The sequence below is a fragment of the Dactylosporangium sp. CA-052675 genome (assembly GCF_050947935.1).
Classification (GTDB): Bacteria; Actinomycetota; Actinomycetes; order Mycobacteriales; family Micromonosporaceae; genus Dactylosporangium.
The window spans coordinates 2,513,753-2,531,573 of record NZ_CP192010.1 but is presented as its reverse complement, the minus strand read 5'-3'; the positions used below and the strand labels follow the sequence as shown (position 1 = coordinate 2,531,573).

At 73.1% G+C, this 17,821-nt stretch carries 19 protein-coding genes; 7 read left to right on the top strand and 12 right to left on the bottom strand.

Annotated elements, in window-relative coordinates; translation table 11 throughout:
- Window positions 1-21: 21 nt before the first annotated feature.
- The 7 genes from ACQP1P_RS11455 to ACQP1P_RS11425 all read right to left on the bottom strand — a co-directional run bounded on the left by ACQP1P_RS11455 (window position 22) and on the right by ACQP1P_RS11425 (window position 7,223).
- Window positions 22-1,236 carry an ABC transporter substrate-binding protein gene (locus tag ACQP1P_RS11455; RefSeq protein WP_433085772.1) on the bottom strand — a complete coding sequence of 405 codons (1,215 nt, stop codon included), beginning with the start codon at window positions 1,234-1,236 and terminating at the stop codon, window positions 22-24.
- Window positions 1,237-1,315: 79 nt separating this feature from the next.
- The gene (locus tag ACQP1P_RS11450; RefSeq protein WP_433085770.1) at window positions 1,316-1,873 is read right to left on the bottom strand and encodes a VOC family protein; all 558 of its coding nucleotides are present in this window, start codon (window positions 1,871-1,873) and stop codon (window positions 1,316-1,318) included.
- A gap of 21 nt (window positions 1,874-1,894) precedes the next feature.
- Window positions 1,895-2,800, bottom strand: coding sequence for an acyl-CoA dehydrogenase family protein (locus ACQP1P_RS11445; protein ID WP_433085768.1), 906 nt, complete (start codon window positions 2,798-2,800; stop codon window positions 1,895-1,897).
- Window positions 2,797-3,201 (bottom strand): nuclear transport factor 2 family protein, encoded by a 405-nt coding sequence (locus ACQP1P_RS11440; protein WP_433085766.1) that lies wholly within the window; start codon window positions 3,199-3,201, stop codon window positions 2,797-2,799. The genes ACQP1P_RS11445 and ACQP1P_RS11440 overlap by 4 nt, the downstream gene beginning before the upstream one ends.
- Before the next feature lie 36 nt (window positions 3,202-3,237).
- Window positions 3,238-4,440, bottom strand: coding sequence for an acyl-CoA dehydrogenase family protein (locus tag ACQP1P_RS11435; RefSeq protein WP_433085764.1), 1,203 nt, complete (start codon window positions 4,438-4,440; stop codon window positions 3,238-3,240).
- 90 nt (window positions 4,441-4,530) lie between these two features.
- The gene (locus ACQP1P_RS11430) at window positions 4,531-5,676 is read right to left on the bottom strand and encodes an acyl-CoA dehydrogenase family protein (protein ID WP_433085762.1); all 1,146 of its coding nucleotides are present in this window, start codon (window positions 5,674-5,676) and stop codon (window positions 4,531-4,533) included.
- The gene (locus ACQP1P_RS11425; RefSeq protein ID WP_433085760.1) at window positions 5,673-7,223 is read right to left on the bottom strand and encodes an AMP-binding protein; all 1,551 of its coding nucleotides are present in this window, start codon (window positions 7,221-7,223) and stop codon (window positions 5,673-5,675) included. The genes ACQP1P_RS11430 and ACQP1P_RS11425 overlap by 4 nt, the downstream gene beginning before the upstream one ends.
- Before the next feature lie 113 nt (window positions 7,224-7,336).
- Between ACQP1P_RS11425 and ACQP1P_RS11420 the strand changes: the two genes are divergently transcribed.
- Genes ACQP1P_RS11420 through ACQP1P_RS11405 form a run of 4 tightly spaced genes read left to right on the top strand, consistent with a single transcriptional unit; the run spans window position 7,337 to window position 11,624 of the window.
- The gene (locus tag ACQP1P_RS11420) at window positions 7,337-8,536 is read left to right on the top strand and encodes a CaiB/BaiF CoA transferase family protein (protein ID WP_433085758.1); all 1,200 of its coding nucleotides are present in this window, start codon (window positions 7,337-7,339) and stop codon (window positions 8,534-8,536) included.
- Window positions 8,533-9,408, top strand: a complete 876-nt coding sequence (locus ACQP1P_RS11415; RefSeq protein WP_433085756.1) for an SDR family NAD(P)-dependent oxidoreductase — start codon at window positions 8,533-8,535, stop codon at window positions 9,406-9,408. The genes ACQP1P_RS11420 and ACQP1P_RS11415 overlap by 4 nt, the downstream gene beginning before the upstream one ends.
- Window positions 9,401-10,462: a CaiB/BaiF CoA transferase family protein gene (locus ACQP1P_RS11410; RefSeq protein ID WP_433085754.1), complete on the top strand. Its 1,062-nt coding sequence runs from the start codon at window positions 9,401-9,403 to the stop codon at window positions 10,460-10,462. Before ACQP1P_RS11415 ends, ACQP1P_RS11410 begins: the two co-directional genes overlap by 8 nt.
- Window positions 10,455-11,624 (top strand): thiolase family protein, encoded by a 1,170-nt coding sequence (locus ACQP1P_RS11405; protein ID WP_433085752.1) that lies wholly within the window; start codon window positions 10,455-10,457, stop codon window positions 11,622-11,624. The genes ACQP1P_RS11410 and ACQP1P_RS11405 overlap by 8 nt, the downstream gene beginning before the upstream one ends.
- Here ACQP1P_RS11405 and ACQP1P_RS11400 read toward each other — a convergent pair.
- Window positions 11,619-12,023 (bottom strand): MaoC/PaaZ C-terminal domain-containing protein, encoded by a 405-nt coding sequence (locus ACQP1P_RS11400; RefSeq protein ID WP_433085750.1) that lies wholly within the window; start codon window positions 12,021-12,023, stop codon window positions 11,619-11,621. The genes ACQP1P_RS11405 and ACQP1P_RS11400 overlap by 6 nt on opposite strands.
- Window positions 12,020-12,463, bottom strand: a complete 444-nt coding sequence (locus ACQP1P_RS11395; RefSeq protein WP_433085748.1) for an FAS1-like dehydratase domain-containing protein — start codon at window positions 12,461-12,463, stop codon at window positions 12,020-12,022. The genes ACQP1P_RS11400 and ACQP1P_RS11395 overlap by 4 nt, the downstream gene beginning before the upstream one ends.
- 215 nt (window positions 12,464-12,678) lie before the next feature.
- On the opposite strand from ACQP1P_RS11395, the gene ACQP1P_RS11390 reads away from it, so the two are divergent.
- A complete protein-coding gene (locus ACQP1P_RS11390; RefSeq protein ID WP_433085746.1) occupies window positions 12,679-13,257 on the top strand; it encodes an SMI1/KNR4 family protein in 579 nt (192 codons plus the stop codon).
- A gap of 102 nt (window positions 13,258-13,359) precedes the next feature.
- Here ACQP1P_RS11390 and ACQP1P_RS11385 read toward each other — a convergent pair whose 3' ends face one another.
- The 3 genes from ACQP1P_RS11385 to ACQP1P_RS11375 form a co-directional block, all read right to left on the bottom strand.
- A complete protein-coding gene (locus tag ACQP1P_RS11385) occupies window positions 13,360-14,646 on the bottom strand; it encodes an RNA polymerase sigma factor (protein WP_433085744.1) in 1,287 nt (428 codons plus the stop codon).
- 13 nt (window positions 14,647-14,659) lie between these two features.
- Complete coding sequence (locus ACQP1P_RS11380; RefSeq protein ID WP_433085742.1) at window positions 14,660-15,085, bottom strand: YciI family protein; 426 nt, start codon at window positions 15,083-15,085, stop codon at window positions 14,660-14,662.
- A 124-nt stretch (window positions 15,086-15,209) separates the two neighbouring features.
- A complete protein-coding gene (locus tag ACQP1P_RS11375; RefSeq protein ID WP_433085740.1) occupies window positions 15,210-15,776 on the bottom strand; it encodes a dihydrofolate reductase family protein in 567 nt (188 codons plus the stop codon).
- Window positions 15,777-16,021: 245 nt separating this feature from the next.
- Here ACQP1P_RS11375 and ACQP1P_RS11370 point away from each other — a divergent pair, with 245 nt between their 5' ends.
- Both ACQP1P_RS11370 and ACQP1P_RS11365 read left to right on the top strand, forming a co-directional pair.
- Window positions 16,022-16,786, top strand: coding sequence for a hemerythrin domain-containing protein (locus ACQP1P_RS11370; RefSeq protein ID WP_433085738.1), 765 nt, complete (start codon window positions 16,022-16,024; stop codon window positions 16,784-16,786).
- Window positions 16,787-17,175: 389 nt separating this feature from the next.
- On the top strand, window positions 17,176-17,712 hold the full coding sequence (locus ACQP1P_RS11365; RefSeq protein WP_433085736.1) for an alpha/beta fold hydrolase: 537 nt from the start codon (window positions 17,176-17,178) through the stop codon (window positions 17,710-17,712).
- Window positions 17,713-17,821 lie beyond the last annotated feature (109 nt).

The window sequence follows — 17,821 nt, the reverse complement described above, 5'->3', positions numbered from 1 at the left end:
TCAGCATGGCGGGCCCGATCCTCAGCTCTTGGCGGGAGTCGTGCAGTTCTGGCCGGTGTAGGCGTCGCGGAAGGTGTCGTACACCGGCAGCTCCTTGCCGCCGCTGTACTTCACGATGAAGGCGCAGGAGGTGAAGATCCGCGGGTAGCCGCCCACGTTGCCCTTCTGCCACTGGATCGGCGGCGTCAGGCCGATGTCGATGCCGCTCATCGTCGGCAGCGCGTCCCACAGGGCGGTGTTGGTCGGGTCGGGCACCTTCTTGGCCGCCTCGGCGAAGGCGAGCACGGCGGCGTAGGCGTTGAGCCGGAAGCCTCGCGTCTCGCTGATCCCCTGCTTCGACATGGCCGCGACGTAGCTCTTCGTCGCCGCGTTCTCGTAGGACGGCGGCAGGTAGCCCAGCGCCTCGTAGAGGCCGTCGGAGGCGGTGCCGAGCGCGTCGGCGACCTTCTCCTTCTGCGTGCCGATGATGCCGATCGCGATGTTCGGCGCGTCCTTCTTGAGCTGCTTGATGAAGGCGGTCGAGTCGGTGCCCGGCAGCACGGTCAGGATGGCGTCGGTGCCGTTGGCCAGCACGGCCTGGACGTAGGGCGCCATGTCGGGGGCGCCGGTGGGCACGGGCACGTCGTTGAGGATCTTCTGGCCGCTGGCGGCGAGGCCCTGGTTGGCGAAGCCGCTGAACGCCCCGCCGCCGTCGATCTGGATGCGGGCCATGCTGATCTTCTTGAAGCCCTGCGCGGCGAGCGCGTTGGCCAGCGACGCGGTCTGGATCGGGGTGCTGCCGTCCAGGGGGAACTGCGCGACCTCGGTCAGGTCGGTGCCGGAGGTGACGGCGCCGATGATCGGGATCTTCGCCTCCCGGAGGATCTTCTCGTGGCCCTTCTGCAGGGTCAGCTCGCCGACGACGGCCGCGACCCCGAGGCTCTGCGCCTGCCGGGAGCAGTTGTCCGCGGTGTTCGGGTCGTTGCCGGTCTTGCAGACGGTCATCTCGATCGGGCGTCCGTTGATGCCACCGTTCGCGTTCACCTGCGCCAGGCCGGCGTTCGCGCCGTCGACGAGCTCGGGGGCGGCGCCCGAACCGGTCTCGTCGTAGATCAGCATGACCTTCACCGGGTTGCCGGCCGACGAGCCGCCGCCCGGGTTGGCGGCGGGTGACTTGCTCTTGTCGTTGCTACAGGCGGATAAGGCGACGAGCGGCAGGACAAGCGCCGCCGCGAGGCGGGTCCGCAGCGTCCTCATGGATGCCTCCATCAAGGCCAGGGAAGGGGTGTGGGCCTGATACTGACATTAGTTTCAGAAAAAGGGAACGGCGGTTCGATCAGGCTTTCGCGACCGCGTTCACCGCGGGATCGGCCGGTTCGTGGCGGACGTCGTCGGGGGTCAGCGGCCGCGTCCAGGCCGCGAACTCCAGCAGGATGCCGTCGGGGTCGAAGAAGTACAGCGAGCCGACGTAGACGCCGTCGTGCATGCGCGTGGCGATCGTGGACGGGCTGTCGTCGTGGAACAGGACCCGCCCGACCTCCACGCCCTTGGCCTTGAGGCGGTCGCGGTACTCGTGGAACTTGTCGACCGGGATCTGCAGGGCCACGTGGTTCATCGACGCCACGGCGCTGGCGATGTCGCCGAAGCCGGGCATCGCGCCGGGATGGGTCACGCCGGGCACCTTTTCCGGCGCACCGGGGAACCAGAAGAAGGCCAGGGCGTTGCCCCCGCCGCAGTCGAAGAAGAAGTGCTGCCCCATGCCGTCCGGCAGCTCCACCGTCTTGATGAGCGGCATGCCGAGCACGTTGGTGTAGAAGTCCACCGTGCGGCGCATGTCGCTGCAGACCAGCGCGAGGTGGTTGATGCCGCCGATCTCGAACTCTCTCTCGGCCATGGTTCCCCCTTGTGAAGGTGCTCAGATCCCGGCCAGGCCGGCGACCAGTTCCAGGTGCGACGCCGCACCCCCGACGAGCTGACTGTTGGTGTGGGCCCGCTTGAGAAAGATGTGCGCGGGGTGCTCCCAGGTGAAGCCGATGCCGCCGTACGTCTGGATCGCGCCCTCGGCAACCGCCAGGTACGCGTCCACCGCGGCGAGCTTCGCGACCGATGCCGCCGGCGTCGCGTCCGGTGCGCCGAGATCCAGCCGGCGCAGCGCGTACTCGACCGCCGCCACCGCACCGTCGAGCTGACTCGACACGTCGGCCAGCCGGTGCTTGACCGCCTGGAAGGAGCCGATCGGACGGCCGAACTGCATCCGCTGCCGGGCGTAGGCCACGACGTCGCGCAGCACGGCCCGGGCGCCGCCGATGGAGTCGGCGGCGACCAGCGCGGCGAGCTCGGCCCGCAGCCGCTCCTCGTGCCAGTCGCCGAGGCGCGTCGCCGCCGACCCGTCGAACTCGACGCGCCAGAGCACCCGCGACGGTTCCAGTGTGGACAGTGGGCGCCGGTCGGCGCGTCCGGCCGGCACCACGGACAGGCCCGTCCCGGCCGCGACCACGAACCAGTCGGCCGCGCCACCCTCGAGCACCCAGCCGCCGGGCAGCACCAGGGCCAGCCGCTGCCGGCCCGCCAGGAGCCGGTCACGCTCCGGCGACGCGGGCGCGGCGTGCAGCGCCCGCAGGCCGAACATGTGACCCAGCAACGGCGTGGCCACGGGCACGGCCCCGCACTCCTCGATCGCCACCGCCAGGTCCTCGAGCCCGATCTCGGCCACGCCGAGGTCGAACAGCGCATCCCAGGAGCCGCCGGCCGCACAGCGGGCGACGACCGCGGCCACCGAGGCGCGCCATGCGTCGCGCTCGGCCGCGCTGAGCTGACTCACGGCCGTAGGGCGGCAGCGGCCTGGCTGTCGAGGTATTCGTCGATGCGGGAGATCCGCCCGCCGGACACCGTCACCACGAGGCACGCGTGGATCTCGAGCTCGGTGCCGTTGGGCGCGGTGCCCCGCAGCACGTGCTGCTCCACGTAGCCGGTCGGCGTCGCGTGGCGCACCACGTCCTCGTAGCGCTTGTCGCCGACCTTGCGGTGCAGCCAGTTCAGGACCTTGAGGTTCTCGTCGACGCGCTGCTCGTGCTGGTCGTCGTTGTGCCAGACCACCACGTCCGGGGTGTAGATCTCGTGGCGCAGCGCGTCGAGGTCGTTGGCGTCGATCGCCGCGGTCAGACGCTCGGCCAGCGCGAGCGAGACGTCCGCCGGGCTGGTCGTGGATTCGCTCGTCGTCATCACAATCCTAAAAGTAATGTCAGTATCATAAAAATGCTAGTGGACGATGTCCGACCAGGGCGCCCGCTCCCGGTAGTCGCTGCGCAGCAGGCGCTTGGCGACCACCATCCGGTGCACCTCGTCCGGGCCGTCGTAGATGCGCGCGTAGCGGGCGTCGCGGTACATCCGCTCGAGCGGCGTGTCCTCGGTGACCCCCATCGCGCCGTACACCTGCAGCGCGCGGTCGACGACGTCGTGCAGCATCTGCGCGCCGAAGAACTTGATCAGCGAGATCTCCATCCGGGCATCCAGGCCGGCGTCGATCTTCCGCGCGCCGTCCAGCGTCATCAGCCGGGCCGCCTGGATCTGCGCCGCCGACTCGGCGACGTAGCGCTGGATCTCCCCCTTCTCCGCCAGCAGGGAGCCGTGCGCGTAGCGGGTGTTCGCCCGGTCGCACATCAGCTCGAACGCGCGCTGGGCCTGCCCGAGCCAGCGCATGCTGTGGGTGATGCGGCCCGGCCCGAGCCGCGCCTGGGCCACGGCGAAGCCGCCGCCCCGGGGCCCCAGCAGGTTCGCGGCCGGCACCCGCACGTTGTCGTAGCGGACCTCGCAGTGGTTGCCGCCGTAGTGGCCCATGGTCCGCACGACCCGCTGGATGTTGTAGCCGGGCGTGTCGGTGGGCACCAGGATCAGCGAGAACTGCCGGTGCTTGGGCGCATCCGGGTCCGTCTTGACGAAGACGCTGGTGTACATCGCCTTGCTGGCCCCGGACGTGAACCACTTGTGGCCGTTGATCACCCACTCGTCGCCGTCGAGCACCGCGGTGGACTGCACCAGCGTCGGGTCGGAGCCGGCCACCTCCGGCTCGGTCATCCCGATCGTCGGCCCGGTCACGCCCTCGAACAGCAGCGGGATCCACCGGGCCTTCTGCTCCTCGGTGCCGAACTCGAGCAGCATCAGACAGTCCTGGAAGGACAGCGTGCCGAGGGCCTCGGTGCCCCAGTAGGAACGCCCGACGATCTCATTGATCATGACGTATTCCATGAACGGAAGCCCGCCACCGCCGATCGCGGCCGGGTGCCCGAGCGCCCACACGCCGCGCTCCTTGGCCAGCCGCTTCAGCTCGGCCATCGCCTCGGCACTGCTCGCGTCGTCGCGGTCGAGGATCGGTTCCCGCGGGATCAGCTCCTCGTCGACGAACCGCCGGACGTCCTGGCGCTGCTGGGCGAAGTCCCGGCTGGGCACGGACGCCACCTCCATTCTTGTGATAGTAACGTCAGTTTCAGTTTTACAGGGACACGTCGCCGCTGGTCAACAGCCGCACGACGGCCGCGCGGGGGCCGCTCAGGCTCAGCGCGGGATCTGCGACCAGGGGGTGTCGCGGGGCAGGCCGGGCTCCCTGGGCAGCCCCAGCACCCGCTCCCCGATGATCGTGCGCATGACGTCCGAGGTCCCGCCGGCGATCGTGTAGGCCTGGGACTGCAGCCACGTCCAGACCGGGTCACCCTCGGCCGGACCGTTCGCGCGCACGGCGTCGGCGTCGTAGACGAGCCCGGCCGGGCCGAGCAGCTCCAGCGCGAAGCGGGCGATGCGCTGCTCCAGCAGGGCCCGGCGCAGCTTGAGGCCGGAACCGCCCGGGCCCGGTCCCCCCTCCGCCCGCGTCCGCTGGTCCCGCAGCGCGGCCAGGCGCAGCACCTCGGCGTCGACCCAGAGCCGGATCAGCTCCGCGCGCCGGCCCGGGTCGGATCCGGTACGGCGCCAGGTCTCGACCGCCATCGCGATGGCGCCCGACCCGCGCTCCCCGACGGACCCGCCGATCACGGCGCGCTCGCTCGCCAGCATGGTGGTCGCGACCGCCCACCCCTCGCCGACGCCACCGATCCGGGCGTCGTCAGCGACCCGCACCCCGTCGAGGAAGACCTCGTTGAAGTGCGCGCCCCCGGTCAGGTCGCGCAACGGCCGGACCCGCACGCCCGGGGCGTGCATGTCGATCAGGAACGCGGTCAGCCCGGCGTGCTTCGGGGCACCGGGGTCGGTGCGGGTCAGGGCCAGCCCGAAGCGGGCGGCGTGGGCCAGTGACGTCCACGTCTTCTGCCCGTCGACGACCCACCCCTCGCCGTCGCGTACGGCCCGGGTGGCCAGGCCGGCGATGTCCGACCCGGCGCCCGGCTCGGAGAACAGCTGGCACCAGATGTGCTCGGCCGTGAAGATCGGGCGGAGCAGGGCCCGCTGGGCGGGCGTGCCGTGCACCATCAGCGCCGGGGCCACCATGCCGATGCCCATGGGGTTGCGCTCCCAGGACTCCAGGCGGCCGGCCGCCGAGAGCACGGCGTCCACCTCGGCCTGACGGTCGGGGCCGAGGCCCAGTCCCCCGGCCCCCTCGGGATGGTGCACCCAGGCCAGCCCGGCGTCGAACTGGGCCCCGAGCGCCGTAGCGCGATCGGCCCCCTCGGTGTCGCGGACGAAGTCGGCGACGTATTGCCGCAGCCCGGTCACTGGATCGACGTCTTCCGCCCGGCCCAGTACCGGTCCTTCAGCTTGCGCTTGTAGAGCTTGCCGGTGGGCAGCCGCGGCAGCTCGCTCACGAAGTCGACGGAGCGGGGGCACTTGTAGTGGGCGATCGACGCCCGGCAGAAGGCGATCAGCTCCGCGGCCGTCTCCGGCCCCGGCTCCACGCCCTCGGCGAGCTGCACCACCGCCTTGACCGCCTCGCCGAAGTCCTCGTCGGGCACGCCGATCACCGCGGCGTCGTACACCTTCTCGTGCGTGATCAGGAGGTTCTCGGTCTCCTGGGGGTAGATGTTGACCCCGCCGGAGATGATCATGAAGCTCTCCCGGTCGGTGAGGTACAGGTAGCCCTCCTCGTCGAGGTAGCCGATGTCGCCGACCGAGCTGGCGCCCAGCTCGGGGTCGCGGGTGGCGGCCGTCTTGCCGGGGTCGTTGAAGTACTGGAAGCCGGCCGGCCCCCGGAACCACACCGTGCCCGCCACACCCGGCGGGCACAGGCTCCCGTCCTCGGCCCGGATGAGCAGCTCGCCGCTCGCGGCCCGCCCGACGGTGCCCGGGTGCTCGAGCCACTCCCGCGAGTCGCAGAAGGTGTAGCCGATCCCCTCGCTGGCGGCGTAGAACTCCAGGATGATCGGGCCCCACCACTCGATCATCCGGCGCTTCACCTGCGGCGGGCACGGGGCCGAGGCGAGGATGACCGTGCGCAGCGAGGAGACGTCGGCCCGGCTCCGGCGCTGCTCGGGCAGCTTCAGCAGGCGCGAGAACATCGTCGGGACCAGCTGCGAGTGCGTGACACGGTGGGCGGCGACCAGATCGAGGTACCGCTGCGCGTCGAACGACTCCATGATGATCGAGGTGCCGCCGGCCCGCAGCATCATGGAGACGCTGCCCTGGGGTGCGGAGTGGTACAGCGGCGCCGGCGACAGGTACACGCTGGTCTCGTCGAGCCCCCACCGCCGGCTCTGGACGCGCGAGCCCAGGGGCTCCTCGGACGGGTGCGCGACCGCGAGCGGGTGGTAGATGCCCTTCGGGCGGCCGGTGGTGCCGGAGGAGTACAGCATCGCCATGCCCAGCTGCTCGTCCGGAATCGGATCCGCCGGCAGGCCGGCCACCGCCCGGTCGTAGGACTCGAACGGGGCCGGCGGGTCGTCACAGTCGGCCATCAGCCACCGCTCGACGCCCGGGCACCGCTCGGGCAGCTGCCGGGCGACGTCGAGCTTGGCCGCCGACGTGACCACGATGCGGGCCGAGCTGTCGTTGACGATGTAGGCGGCCTCGTCCGGCGACAGGTAGTGGTTGATGCAGGTGTAGTACAGGCCGCTGCGTTCGGCGGCCGCCTCGCTCTGCAGCAGGCGCGGGTTGTTCTCCATGAGCATCGCCACGTGGTCCCCGAACCGCAGGCCACTGCCCCGGAAGAGGTGGGCCAGCCGGTTGGCCTCCGCCTCGTACTCCCCGAAGGTGACCCGCGTGCCGGACTCCGCCATGAGGATCGCCAACCGGTCCGGATGGGCCTGCGCGATGTGTGCGGCGTACATGGATCGGAGTGTGCCGCAGCCGCCGATTGTGTGCAATAGTGCAGACCGACGCGGCGCGAACGCCATTTGCACGTCGCCCGCACCTCAGATTGTGCACATTCGGAGGAGCAATCGTGTCGAAGGGTCCACTGTCGGGCGTCCGCGTCCTCGAGTTGGGAAGCTTCATCGCGGGGCCGTTCGCGGGTCAGCTGCTGGCCGACTACGGCGCCGAGGTGATCAAGCTCGAGCCACCCGGCACGGGCGACCCGATGCGCCGGTGGGGCATCGTGCAGGACGGCCAGAGCCTGTGGTGGCCGGCCATCGCCCGCAACAAGAAGTCGGTCGCGCTGGACCTGCGCCACCCGGACGGTCAAGCGGTGGCGCGGGCCCTCGCCACGCGGTCCGACGTCGTCCTGGAGAACTTCCGGCCCGGCACGCTCGACGGCTGGGGACTGGGCTACCAGGCCCTCGCCGAGGCCAACCCCGGCATCATCGTCGTGCACGTCTCCGGGCTGGGGCAGACGGGCCCGCGCTCGCGCGAGGCCGGCTTCGGCAGCATCGGCGAGGCCATGGGCGGCCTGCGGTTCACCACCGGCGACGCCGGGTCCCGCCCGGCCCGCACCGGCATCAGCATCGGCGACTCCCTGGCGGCGCTCTTCGCCGTGGTGGGAACCTCCACGGCGCTGGTCGAGCGGGCCCGCAGCGGCCGCGGCCAGGAGGTCGACGTCGCCATCTACGAGGCGGTCGCCGCGCTCATGGAGTCGACGATGGTCGACTACGAGCGGGCGGGCGTGCTGCGAACCCGGACCGGCAGCGTCCTGCCCGGCGTGGCACCGTCCAATGTGTACAAGACCGCGGACGGTGCCGACATCGCGATCGCCGGCAACGCCGACGCCGTGTACCGGCGGCTCTGCGACGCCATGGGCCGCCCGGAGCTGGCGAGCGACCCGCGCTTCGACGGCCACGAGGCCCGCGGCCGCAACGCGGCCGTCCTCGACGAGGAGATCGAGCGGTGGACCGCCTCGCTCGACTCGGCACAGCTGCTGCGGATCCTCGCCGAGCACGGCGTGCCGGCGGGGAAGATCTACACCGCGCCCGACATGATCAACGACCTGCACTACGCCGCCCGGCAGATGGTGCTGCGGCCGGAGACGGACGACGGCGTCGCGGGGCCGATGGCCGGCATCGTGCCGAAGTTCAGCCGGACGCCGGGCGAGGTGGCCGCCGTGGGGCCGCGCCTGGGCCAGCACACGCGAAGCGTCCTCGGCGAGCTGGCCGGGGTGGACGACGAGGCCTGGAAAGACCTCCTCACCCGCGGGGTCGTGGCCGAGTGAGCGCGCCGCGCACGGCCGTCGTCACCGGGGCCGGCCGTGGCCTCGGCCGGGCCCACGCCCTCGCTCTCGCCGCCGCCGGGCACGCCGTCATCGTCAACGACCTCGGCGACGGACCCGCCGAGACGGTCGCCGCCGAGATCGGGGCCGCGGGCGGCACCGCCCTCGTGAGCCATCACGACGTGACGGACTTCGCCGCGACCGCGGAGCTGGTCGGGCTCGCCGCCGACCGCTTCGGCTCGCTCGACGTGGTGGTCGCCAACGCGGGCATCCTGCGGGACCGGACCCTGGCGTCGATGAGCGAGGCCGAGTGGGACGACGTCATCGCCGTACACCTCAAAGGCACCTTCACCATCGCCCACCACGCCGCCGCGCACTGGCGCGCCCGGGCGAAATCGGGCGCCGACGTCGACGGGCGGCTGATCACGACCACCTCCGCCTCCGGGCTCTTCGGCAACGTCGGGCAGTCGAACTACGCCGCGGCCAAGGCCGGCGTCGCCGCGTTCACGCTCGTGGCGGCCCAGGAGCTGCGGCCGTACGGCGTGAGCGTCAACTGCGTCGCCCCGAGCGCCCTCACCCGCCTCACCGAGGAGCCGCTGCGCCGCTACGAGGGCGAGATCACCGACCGCCGGCGCGAGGAGCTCGACCCGCGCTGGGTGGCGCGCGTCGTCGCCTGGCTCTGCCGGCCGGGCACGCGCGACGTCACCGGCCGCGTCTTCGACGTCCGGGGCCCGCGGGTCGGCATCGCCTCCGGCTGGCACCTCGAGCCGACCTTCACCCAGCCCGACGACCCCGAACACCTCGACCGGGCCCTCCGCTCGGCCATCGCGGCCGCACCGCCCGCCGCGGACATGGAAGGCCAACGTCATGCATGAGCCGCTGCTGCGCGGAGTACGGGTCCTGGAGCTGCTCGGCATCGGCCCCGAGCCCTTCGCGGGGATGCTGCTGGCCGACCTCGGCGCCGACGTGCTCGCCCTGCGCCGCCCCGGCCAGGTGCCCGGGGGCGGCGGGCTGGAGCGGGGCCGGCCCGTCGTCGGCGTCAACCTGAAGGACCCCGCCACCCTGGAGGTCGTGCGCGGGCTGGTGGCCGAGGCGGACGTGCTCCTCGAGGGCTACCGCCCGGGCGTCGCCGAGCGGCTGGGCCTCGGCCCGGAGGACTGCCACGCCGTCAACCCGCGGCTCGTCTACGGCCGGATGACCGGCTGGGGCCAGACCGGGCCGCTGGCCCACACCGCCGGGCACGACATCAACTACATCGCCGTCACCGGCGCCCTGCACGCCGCCGCGCGCCGGGGCCGGCCGCCCACCCCGCCGTCGAACCTGCTCGGCGACTTCGGCGGCGGCGGCATGTACCTCGTCACGGCGGTACTGGCCGCGCTCGTCGAACGCGGGCGCACCGGCACCGGGCGCGTGCTGGACGTGGCGATCACCGACGGCACCACCTACCTCGCGTCGATGCTGTACGGCATGCACCGCGACGGGCAGTGGCGGGACGAGGCCGGCACGAACCTGCTCGACACCGGCGCGCCCTACTACGACGTCTACGCCTGCGCCGACGGCCGCTACGTCGCGATCGGGGCGCTCGAGCCCCAGTTCTTCGCGGTGCTGGCCGAGCTGCTGGGACTCGACCCGCAGGTGTGCGAGCACCGCGACGACCCGGCCCGCTGGCCGGCGCTGCGCGCGGCGATCGCGGCGGCGGTGCTCACCCGGACCCGCGACGAGTGGGCCGGCCTCGCCGCCGGCACCGACGCCTGCCTGGCCCCCGTACTGAACCTCAGCGAGGCACCGCGGCACGGCCAGGCGGTGGCTCGCGGGCTCTTCGCCGACGGGATGCCCCGGATCCCGCTCGGCCGCGCATCGCCATCGACATCGACCGAAGACGTGGTGCGCGCCTGGGGCGCCGCCGCCGAAGGGATCCTCCGTGCCTGACGCCGTGATCGTCGACATCGTCCGCTCCGCCTCCGGCCGCGGCAAGCCCGGCGGTGCGCTGTCCGGACTGCACCCCGTGGACCTGCTCGCCACCGTCCTGCGCGCGCTCGTCACCCGCACCGGCATCGATCCCGCGCTGATCGACGACGTCATCACCGGCTGCGTCGGCCAGGCCGCCGAGCAGGCCGCCAACATCGGCCGCAACGCCGTGCTGGCGGCGGGCTGGCCGCTCACCGTCCCCGGCACGACCGTCGACCGGGCCTGCGGATCGGGCCAGCAGGCGCTGCACTTCGCCGCCCAGGGCGTGCTGGCCGGGGCCTACGACGTCGTCGTGGCGTGCGGGGTCGAGTCGATGAGCCGCGTCCCGATGGGGGTCGCGATCGGCACCGCCGACCCGTTCGGCCCGGGGGTGGCCGCCCGGCTGGCCGGCGGCGGCCTCGTGCCGCAGGGCATCGCGGCCGAGCTCGTGACCGCCCGCTGGGGCTTCACCCGCGAGCAGCTGGACGCCTACGCCGCCCGGTCGCACGCGCTGGCCGCGGCCGCCACCGACGCCGGGGCGTTCGCCCGGGAGATCGTGGCGGTCGGGGAGCACACGCGGGACGAGACCATCCGTGCGCAGACGACCCCCGAAGGTCTGGCCGGACTCAGGCCCGCCTTCCACGACCCGGCCTACACCGAGCGGTTCCCGCAGATCGGCTGGCACATCACCGCGGGCAGCTCCTCGCCGCTGACCGACGGGGCGGCGGCCGCGCTGATCATGAGCGCCGCCCGGGCGTCCGAGCTCGGGCTGCGGCCCCGGGCCCGGTTCCACGCCTTCGCGCTGGCCGGCGACGACCCGGTCATGATGCTGACCGCGCCCATCCCGGCGACCCGCAAGGTGCTCGCCAAGGCCGGCCTCGGCATCGGCGACATCGACGCCTACGAGGTGAACGAGGCGTTCGCGCCGGTACCGCTGGCCTGGGCGGCCGACCTCGGGGCGGACCCGCAGCGGCTCAACCCGCGCGGCGGCGCGATCGCCCTCGGGCACCCCCTGGGCGGTTCCGGGGTGCGCCTCATGGCGACGCTGGTGAACCACCTCGAACAGACCGGCGGCCGCTACGGGCTGCAGACCATGTGCGAGGCGGGCGGCCAGGCGAACGCCACGATCGTCGAGCGGCTATAGCTTCGGCACTTCGAACACGGCGGTGCCGGCGAGGTGGACCTCGCCGGTCTGCCGGGTCGCCTGGAGCGCGACCGTGCAGACCGTGTGCGTCGCGGTCTCCTCCACGGCGGTGACCTCGCCGCTGTAGGTGAGGGTGTCGCCCGGCCACGCGATGGCGCGGAACCGCACCTCGAACCGGCGGACGTTGTCGGGCCCGAAGTGGTCCGTGGCGAACGCGGCCAGCACACCGGCCTGGCGCATCCCGACGGCGAACACCGTCGGGAACCCGGCGCCCCGCGCGAACTCCGCGTCGTGGTGGATCGGGTTCATGTCGCCCGACGCGCCCTGGTAGCGCACGAAGTCGGTCACGGTGAGCGGGCCCTCCACCAGCGGCTCCCGGAAGCCTCCCAGCGCCGTCATGCCGTCGGCGCCTGTTCGGTCACCACGAGCGTGGCGCGGGCCTCGGCGACCAGGCGCCCGTCGGCGTCGCGGAACTCGGTGACGATGTCGGCGAACTCGAGCGCGCCGCCGCGCCGGCCCTGCTTGGTGTAGACGCGGTCGATGCGCTCGCGGCAGTGCAGCACCGTTCCGGCCTTCGGCGGCGGCCCGTGGAACACGTACTGCTGGCCGGCGTGGAGCACCCGCGACAGGTCCGGCGGCTGATCGCCCCATGCCGCACCGGCATCCGTCGTCCAGAAGGCGCTCGAGGCCAGGAACGTGGGCGGGGAGATCGGGTCGTCGCCGGAGTGCAGCGGATGGCCGGCGCCGACGGCGGCGGCGAACTCGCGGATCTTGCCCGTCTCGACCGTCATCGTGAACTCGGCCCCGGACCGCCCCTCGAACTCGGACAGCTGACTCATACGCCCCTGCTCCTTCCGAGATTGTGCGCAATGCAAGCACACTTGCCGCACTTTCCCCCGACGGACGCGAGGATTGTACACAAAATAGCGCCGCTTCGGTGCTGCTCGCGCACCGGCGGGAGGTGCCGGCCGGTCGGATCGCGGGACGCGGTGGCGCGGCTCACGTATCGTCCGTGTCGCCGGGCGCAGCGGCCGACCGAACCGGGAGCGAACCCATGTCGAGCGACCCGATCGACCACGCGGTGTCCCGTGTGCGCGCCGCCCTGCGCGCGTGCGAGGATCTCGAGCTCCGCCCCCCGGCGACGGAGGCGGCGGTGGCCGCGTTCGAGCAGCGGATCGGGGTCCGGCTGCCCGCGTCGTTGCGCACCTTCGTGCTCGGGGTGGCCGACGGGATCTGGACGGACGACGAGCCCTGGCTGTACGGGCTCGACGACCTGGCGCTCGAGGTCGGCAACGGTCACGGCGATCCCGCCCGGCCGTTCGCGTACGGCGACGCTGAGGCGTCCGCGATGCTCGCGGCGCTCGCCGAGCTCCCTGACGGCGCGGGCGTCCTGGACGACTCGCGCCTGGCCGCGCTGCAGCAGCACGGTGACCCGCACGGCTGCCTGACCATCGCCAACCACGGCGGCAACGACTTCTCGGTCCTCGTGGTCACCGGCGAGCAGGCCGGGTGGGTGTGGCGCACCGGTGAGCTCGACGTGCCGGAGACGCGGGAGCTCTACTCGGCGGCCCGGGGCGCGACCCCGCTGGACTTCCTGTCGTGGCTCGAGGTGTGGGCGGAGGAGTTCGGCTGATCCCGCCGCGGCACGAACGTCACGGTCGACGAGCGGCCGATGGCGAGCCTGCGGCCGCGGGTGGAGCCGCACGACGGGTCGGCGCCGTTCGAGGCCGCCGGTTCATTCCGCCGGCGGCTCCGTGCCGGACCGGCCGCCGGCGTTGCGGGGGGCGAGCGCCTGGGCCATGCGGCCGAGGAGGAGTTGCCGTTCCTGCTGGGTGGGTGCGAGTTCGGTCGCGCGTTCCAGCTCGGCTGCGGCCTCGGCGTGGCGGCCGAGCCGGGTGAGGATGTCCCCGCGCACCGCGCCCAGCAGGTGGTAGCCGGCCATCCGGCGGTCGGCGAGCAGTGGTCGGGTCGTGTCGAGGGCGGCTTCGGGTCCGTCGACGTGCAGCACGGCGACCGCGCGGTTGAGCTCCACGACGGGCGACCGGGTGATCTGGGCGAGGGCGTCGTAGAGCGCGAGGATGGCGACCCAGTCGGTGACCGCGAACGTCGCCGCGCGGGCATGGCAGGCGGAGATGGCGGCTTGCAGCGAAAACACGCCGAGCGGCCGGCCCCGGTCGAAGGCCCGGTCGAGCATGCTGAGGCCGTGCCGGATCAGCGTGCGGTCCCAGAGCCGGCGGTCCTGGTCCTCGAGCCGGACCGGAAGGCCGGCGGCGTCGACCCGGGTCCGGAAGCGGGAGGCCTGCAGCTCCATCAGGGCGACCAGGCCGAACACCTCGGGCTCGGCCGGGGCAAGTGCCGCGAGGACCCGCCCCATCCGCATCGCCTCGACGGCGAGGTCGCAGCGGACGAGGTTCGTGCCCGACGAGGCCGAATAGCCCTCGTTGAAGATCGCGTAGAGCACGTCCAGCACCGCGTGCAGGCGTTCGGGGAGCTCCTCGGCCGACGGGGCCTCGATCGGCACCCGCGCCTCGGCCAGGGTCCGCTTGGCGCGTGAGATCCGCTGCCCGACCGTCGCCGCGGGCACGAGGAACGCGCGGGCGACCTCGTCGGTCGTCAGCCCGCCGAAGAGCCGCAGTGTGAGCGCGACCCGGGATTCGGGTGAGAGCACGGGATGGCACGTCGTGAACACCATGGTGAGCAGGTCGTCCGGGATCGGATCGAGCGCCTCGTCCGCGACATCGGCCACCTCGCCCTCGTGCCCGGCGACGAGCAGCGGCGCCTTCCTGCGGGCCGTCTCCTCGCGCCGGGCGCGGTCGATCGCCTTGTGCCAGGCGGTCTTCATCAGCCAGGCACCCGGCTTCGGCGGGATGCCGCCGGCCGGCCACTGCTCCAGGGCCGACACGAACGCCTCGGACGCGAGATCCTCGGCGACGTCGAGGCTCCCGATCCGGCGGGCGAGTGTCGCGATCAGCTGGGGCGCCTCGATCCGCCACAGCGCCTCGACCGACTTGCGCAGGTCCATGGCCGGGTCCGGTTCAGTCCGAGGTCGGGTCGAGCAACCGCTCGCTCCTGGCGAGCGCGTCGGCGTCGACCGTCCGGGCGAAATCGGCCATGTCGAACAACGGCCGGATCTCCAGGATCTGCGAGTCGCCGTACGACGGGTCGAACGGACACCGCTTCGCCCACTCGATCGCCTCGGCCAGCGAGCTGACCTCCCAGATCCAGTAGCCCGCGATCACCTCTTTGGACTCGGTGAACGGGCCGTCGAGCACCGTCGTGCCCGCTGCCGAGAACGCGACCCTCGCCCCGGCGGCGCTGGGCCGCAGCCCCTCGCCGCCGAGCATGATGCCGGCGTTGACGAGCTGCTCGTTGAAGACCCGCATCTGCTCGAACATCTCGGTCGTCGGCTCGCCCTTGCCCTCGTCGGCGCCATCGCCCTTGGTCATCACCATCACACGCATGGCAGGCATCCTCTCGGCTGATCTGATCTTCGTCCAGGCCGGTGGTCGGCCCAGCCGGCCGGTCCTGCGGTCACGGGCCGGGTCTTGGCGAGGTCATCGGCGACGTCTCGGCTCATGTCGTCGCTCATGTCGTCGCTCCCGTCCCGGCGGTGGTGACGCGGTAGGTCGACACGACCACCCCGGACCCGAAGGTGGTGGTCTCGACGTGCTGGAGGCCGGTGCGGCTCCCGGCGCGGAACAGCGGCTCGCCACTGCCCTTGAGGACCGGATAGGTCCAGATCTTGTACTCGTCGAGGAGCCCGGCCGTCGCCAGCGCATCGGTCAACCGGCCGTTGCCCCAGATCAGGATGTCCGTGCCGTCGCGCTCCTTGAGCGTCTTGACCGCGGTCAGCAGCTCGGCACCGGCGATGACGGTCGTCGGGTTCCAGGCACCGGTGTCGACCGGCTGGGAAGCGACGACGTACTTGTGCATGGCGTTGACGTGATCGGCGTACGGGTTGCCACCCATGGCGGGCCACGCCTGGGCCATGCCCTCGTACGTGACGCGGCCGAGGATCAGCGCGTCGGCGCCGAGCGTCAGGTCCAGGGCGTACCGCATGGCCGCCGGGTCGTTGTATGCCAGCGACCACTCGTGGGGGTTGTCGATGAAGCCGTCGACGGTGGTGTAGGTCGAAGCGATGACGCGTCGCATCCGGGTCTCCCCTGGCTCCGGGCCGGCCTCTCCGGCCCCGCACCCGTCCTTCGCGCGACGGCGCGCCGTTTCGACATCAGCGCCGAAAAATCTTCCAGGCCTGCTCGCCGGGCTGCCCGTCGAACGTGCGGCCGCGGCACGCCGATCCCGGTCGGGACCGGTCAAGGGTCTTTGTTTTGCCCTGGACGGCCCCGGGTAGCGCGGCGGTACGAGGGCACATCGTCGGGCCACCGTAAGGAGTCGGCGTGTTCAATCCACTGGACCACAGGGGCATGCCCGGGTGGGGGCCCGCCGTGCCCGGCCGCGACGCTGCCGCGGAGCCCGCCGGGACGTCGTCCGGGAAGAGCGGCACCGCGGCGGCCGCGGACCGCCCGGCCGGGCCGGGCCCCGGCGACGACGTGATCGACCTGCTGCTGGCCCAGCACGCCCGGATCGAGGAGCTGTTGCTGCTCGTCACCGGCAGCGCCGGCGAGGCCCGCAAGAAGGCATTCGACGATCTCGTGCGCCTCCTGGCGATGCACGAGACGGCCGAGGAGGAGCTGATCCACCCGCTGTCGCGGAGGCTGGACGGCGCCGGCGGCGACGCGATGGTCGAGGACCGGCTGGCCGAGGAGCGTCAGGCCGAGGAGGCGCTGACCGCGTCGATCGATGGCGGCGTCGACGCCGACGGCTTCGACACCGGCCTGCTCCTGCTGCGCACCGCGGTGCTGGAGCATGCTCGGCACGAGGAGCGCTACGAGTTCCCGCACCTGCGGGCCCGGGTGCCGGCCGAGCGGCCGCGGCGGCTGGCCACCGCGTTCGCCGCGGCCGAGAAGGTGGCCCCGGCCCGCCCGCACCCGGCGCGGAGCCGGCGACCGCGAACCTTGCGGGCGGGCCGATCCTGGCCGTGGTGGATCGGGTGCGCGACGCCGTGCGGCGGGCCGCCGACGGCCGGGACTGATCGGCCGGGACTGATCCGCCCGGGACTCATCGGCCCGGGACTCATCGGCCGGCCCATCGGCATGGACTGAGGGATGCGACTGAGCATGCGAACAGCCGCTCGGATGAGCGGCGCCGAGCGGCGCTTCGCCGTCGCCGCGCCGCGCCCGTTCGTCGGGTTCGTGAGCCACATGGCCAGCACCGGGGGGCCGCGGCTGCACGTGCGCAACCACCGCTCGCCCCGCGGCCCGGACTGGGTGCTCCTGCACGGCCTGGCCGTCTCCCACCGCTACCTGATGCCGACCGCCGCGAAGCTGGCCTCGGGGCGCGGCTCAGGGCCGGCCGCGACGCCGGCCTCGGTGCACGTGCCGGACCTGCCGGGCTTCGGGCTGTCGGACAAGCCGCGGGAGATCTACGGGCCCGGCCGGCACGCCGAAGTGGTCGCGGCCTGGATGACCGGGCCGGGATCACGGCCGCCGGCGTGCTCGGCAACTCCTTCGGCTGCCAGGTCGCGGTCGAGCTGGCGATCGCCCGGCCCGACCTGGTGGACGCGCTCGTCCTGGTCGGCCCGACGGTCGACCCGGCCGCGCCGACCGCCGCGGGCCAGGTCTGGCGCTGGCTGCGCGACCTGGCCCGGGAAGACCCGCGGCAGGCCCGGATCCTGGCCGCCGACGTGCGCGACGCGGGGCCGCGGCGGCTGCTGGGCACGCTGCGGCGCTCGGTCGAGCACCACATCGACCGGCGGCTGCCGCTGGTGACCGCGCCGGTGCTGTTCCTGCGCGGTGCGCGGGACCCGATCGCGCCGCGGCGCTGGCTGGACCGGGCCGCGGGGCTCACGCCGCGGGCGCGGGTCTGCGAGGTACCGCTGGCCGGGCACAACGCCGTGACGACCGCCGGACCGGCCGTGGCCCTGCGGGCCGCGGCGTTCCTGGCCACCGTCACCGCTCAGCGTTCGCAGCCCTCGGGCACCGCCGCCTCCCGCACGCTCGCGCCGCCGCCGGCCGAGCCCACGGCGTAGGCGGTCGCGTCCTGCTCCTCGTGCGGCCCGGCCCCCTCGTCCGGCGCGACCCGCCGCCCTCGTCCGGCGCGACCCGCCGCCCGGCGCCCGCGTCCGGCGCGACCCGCCG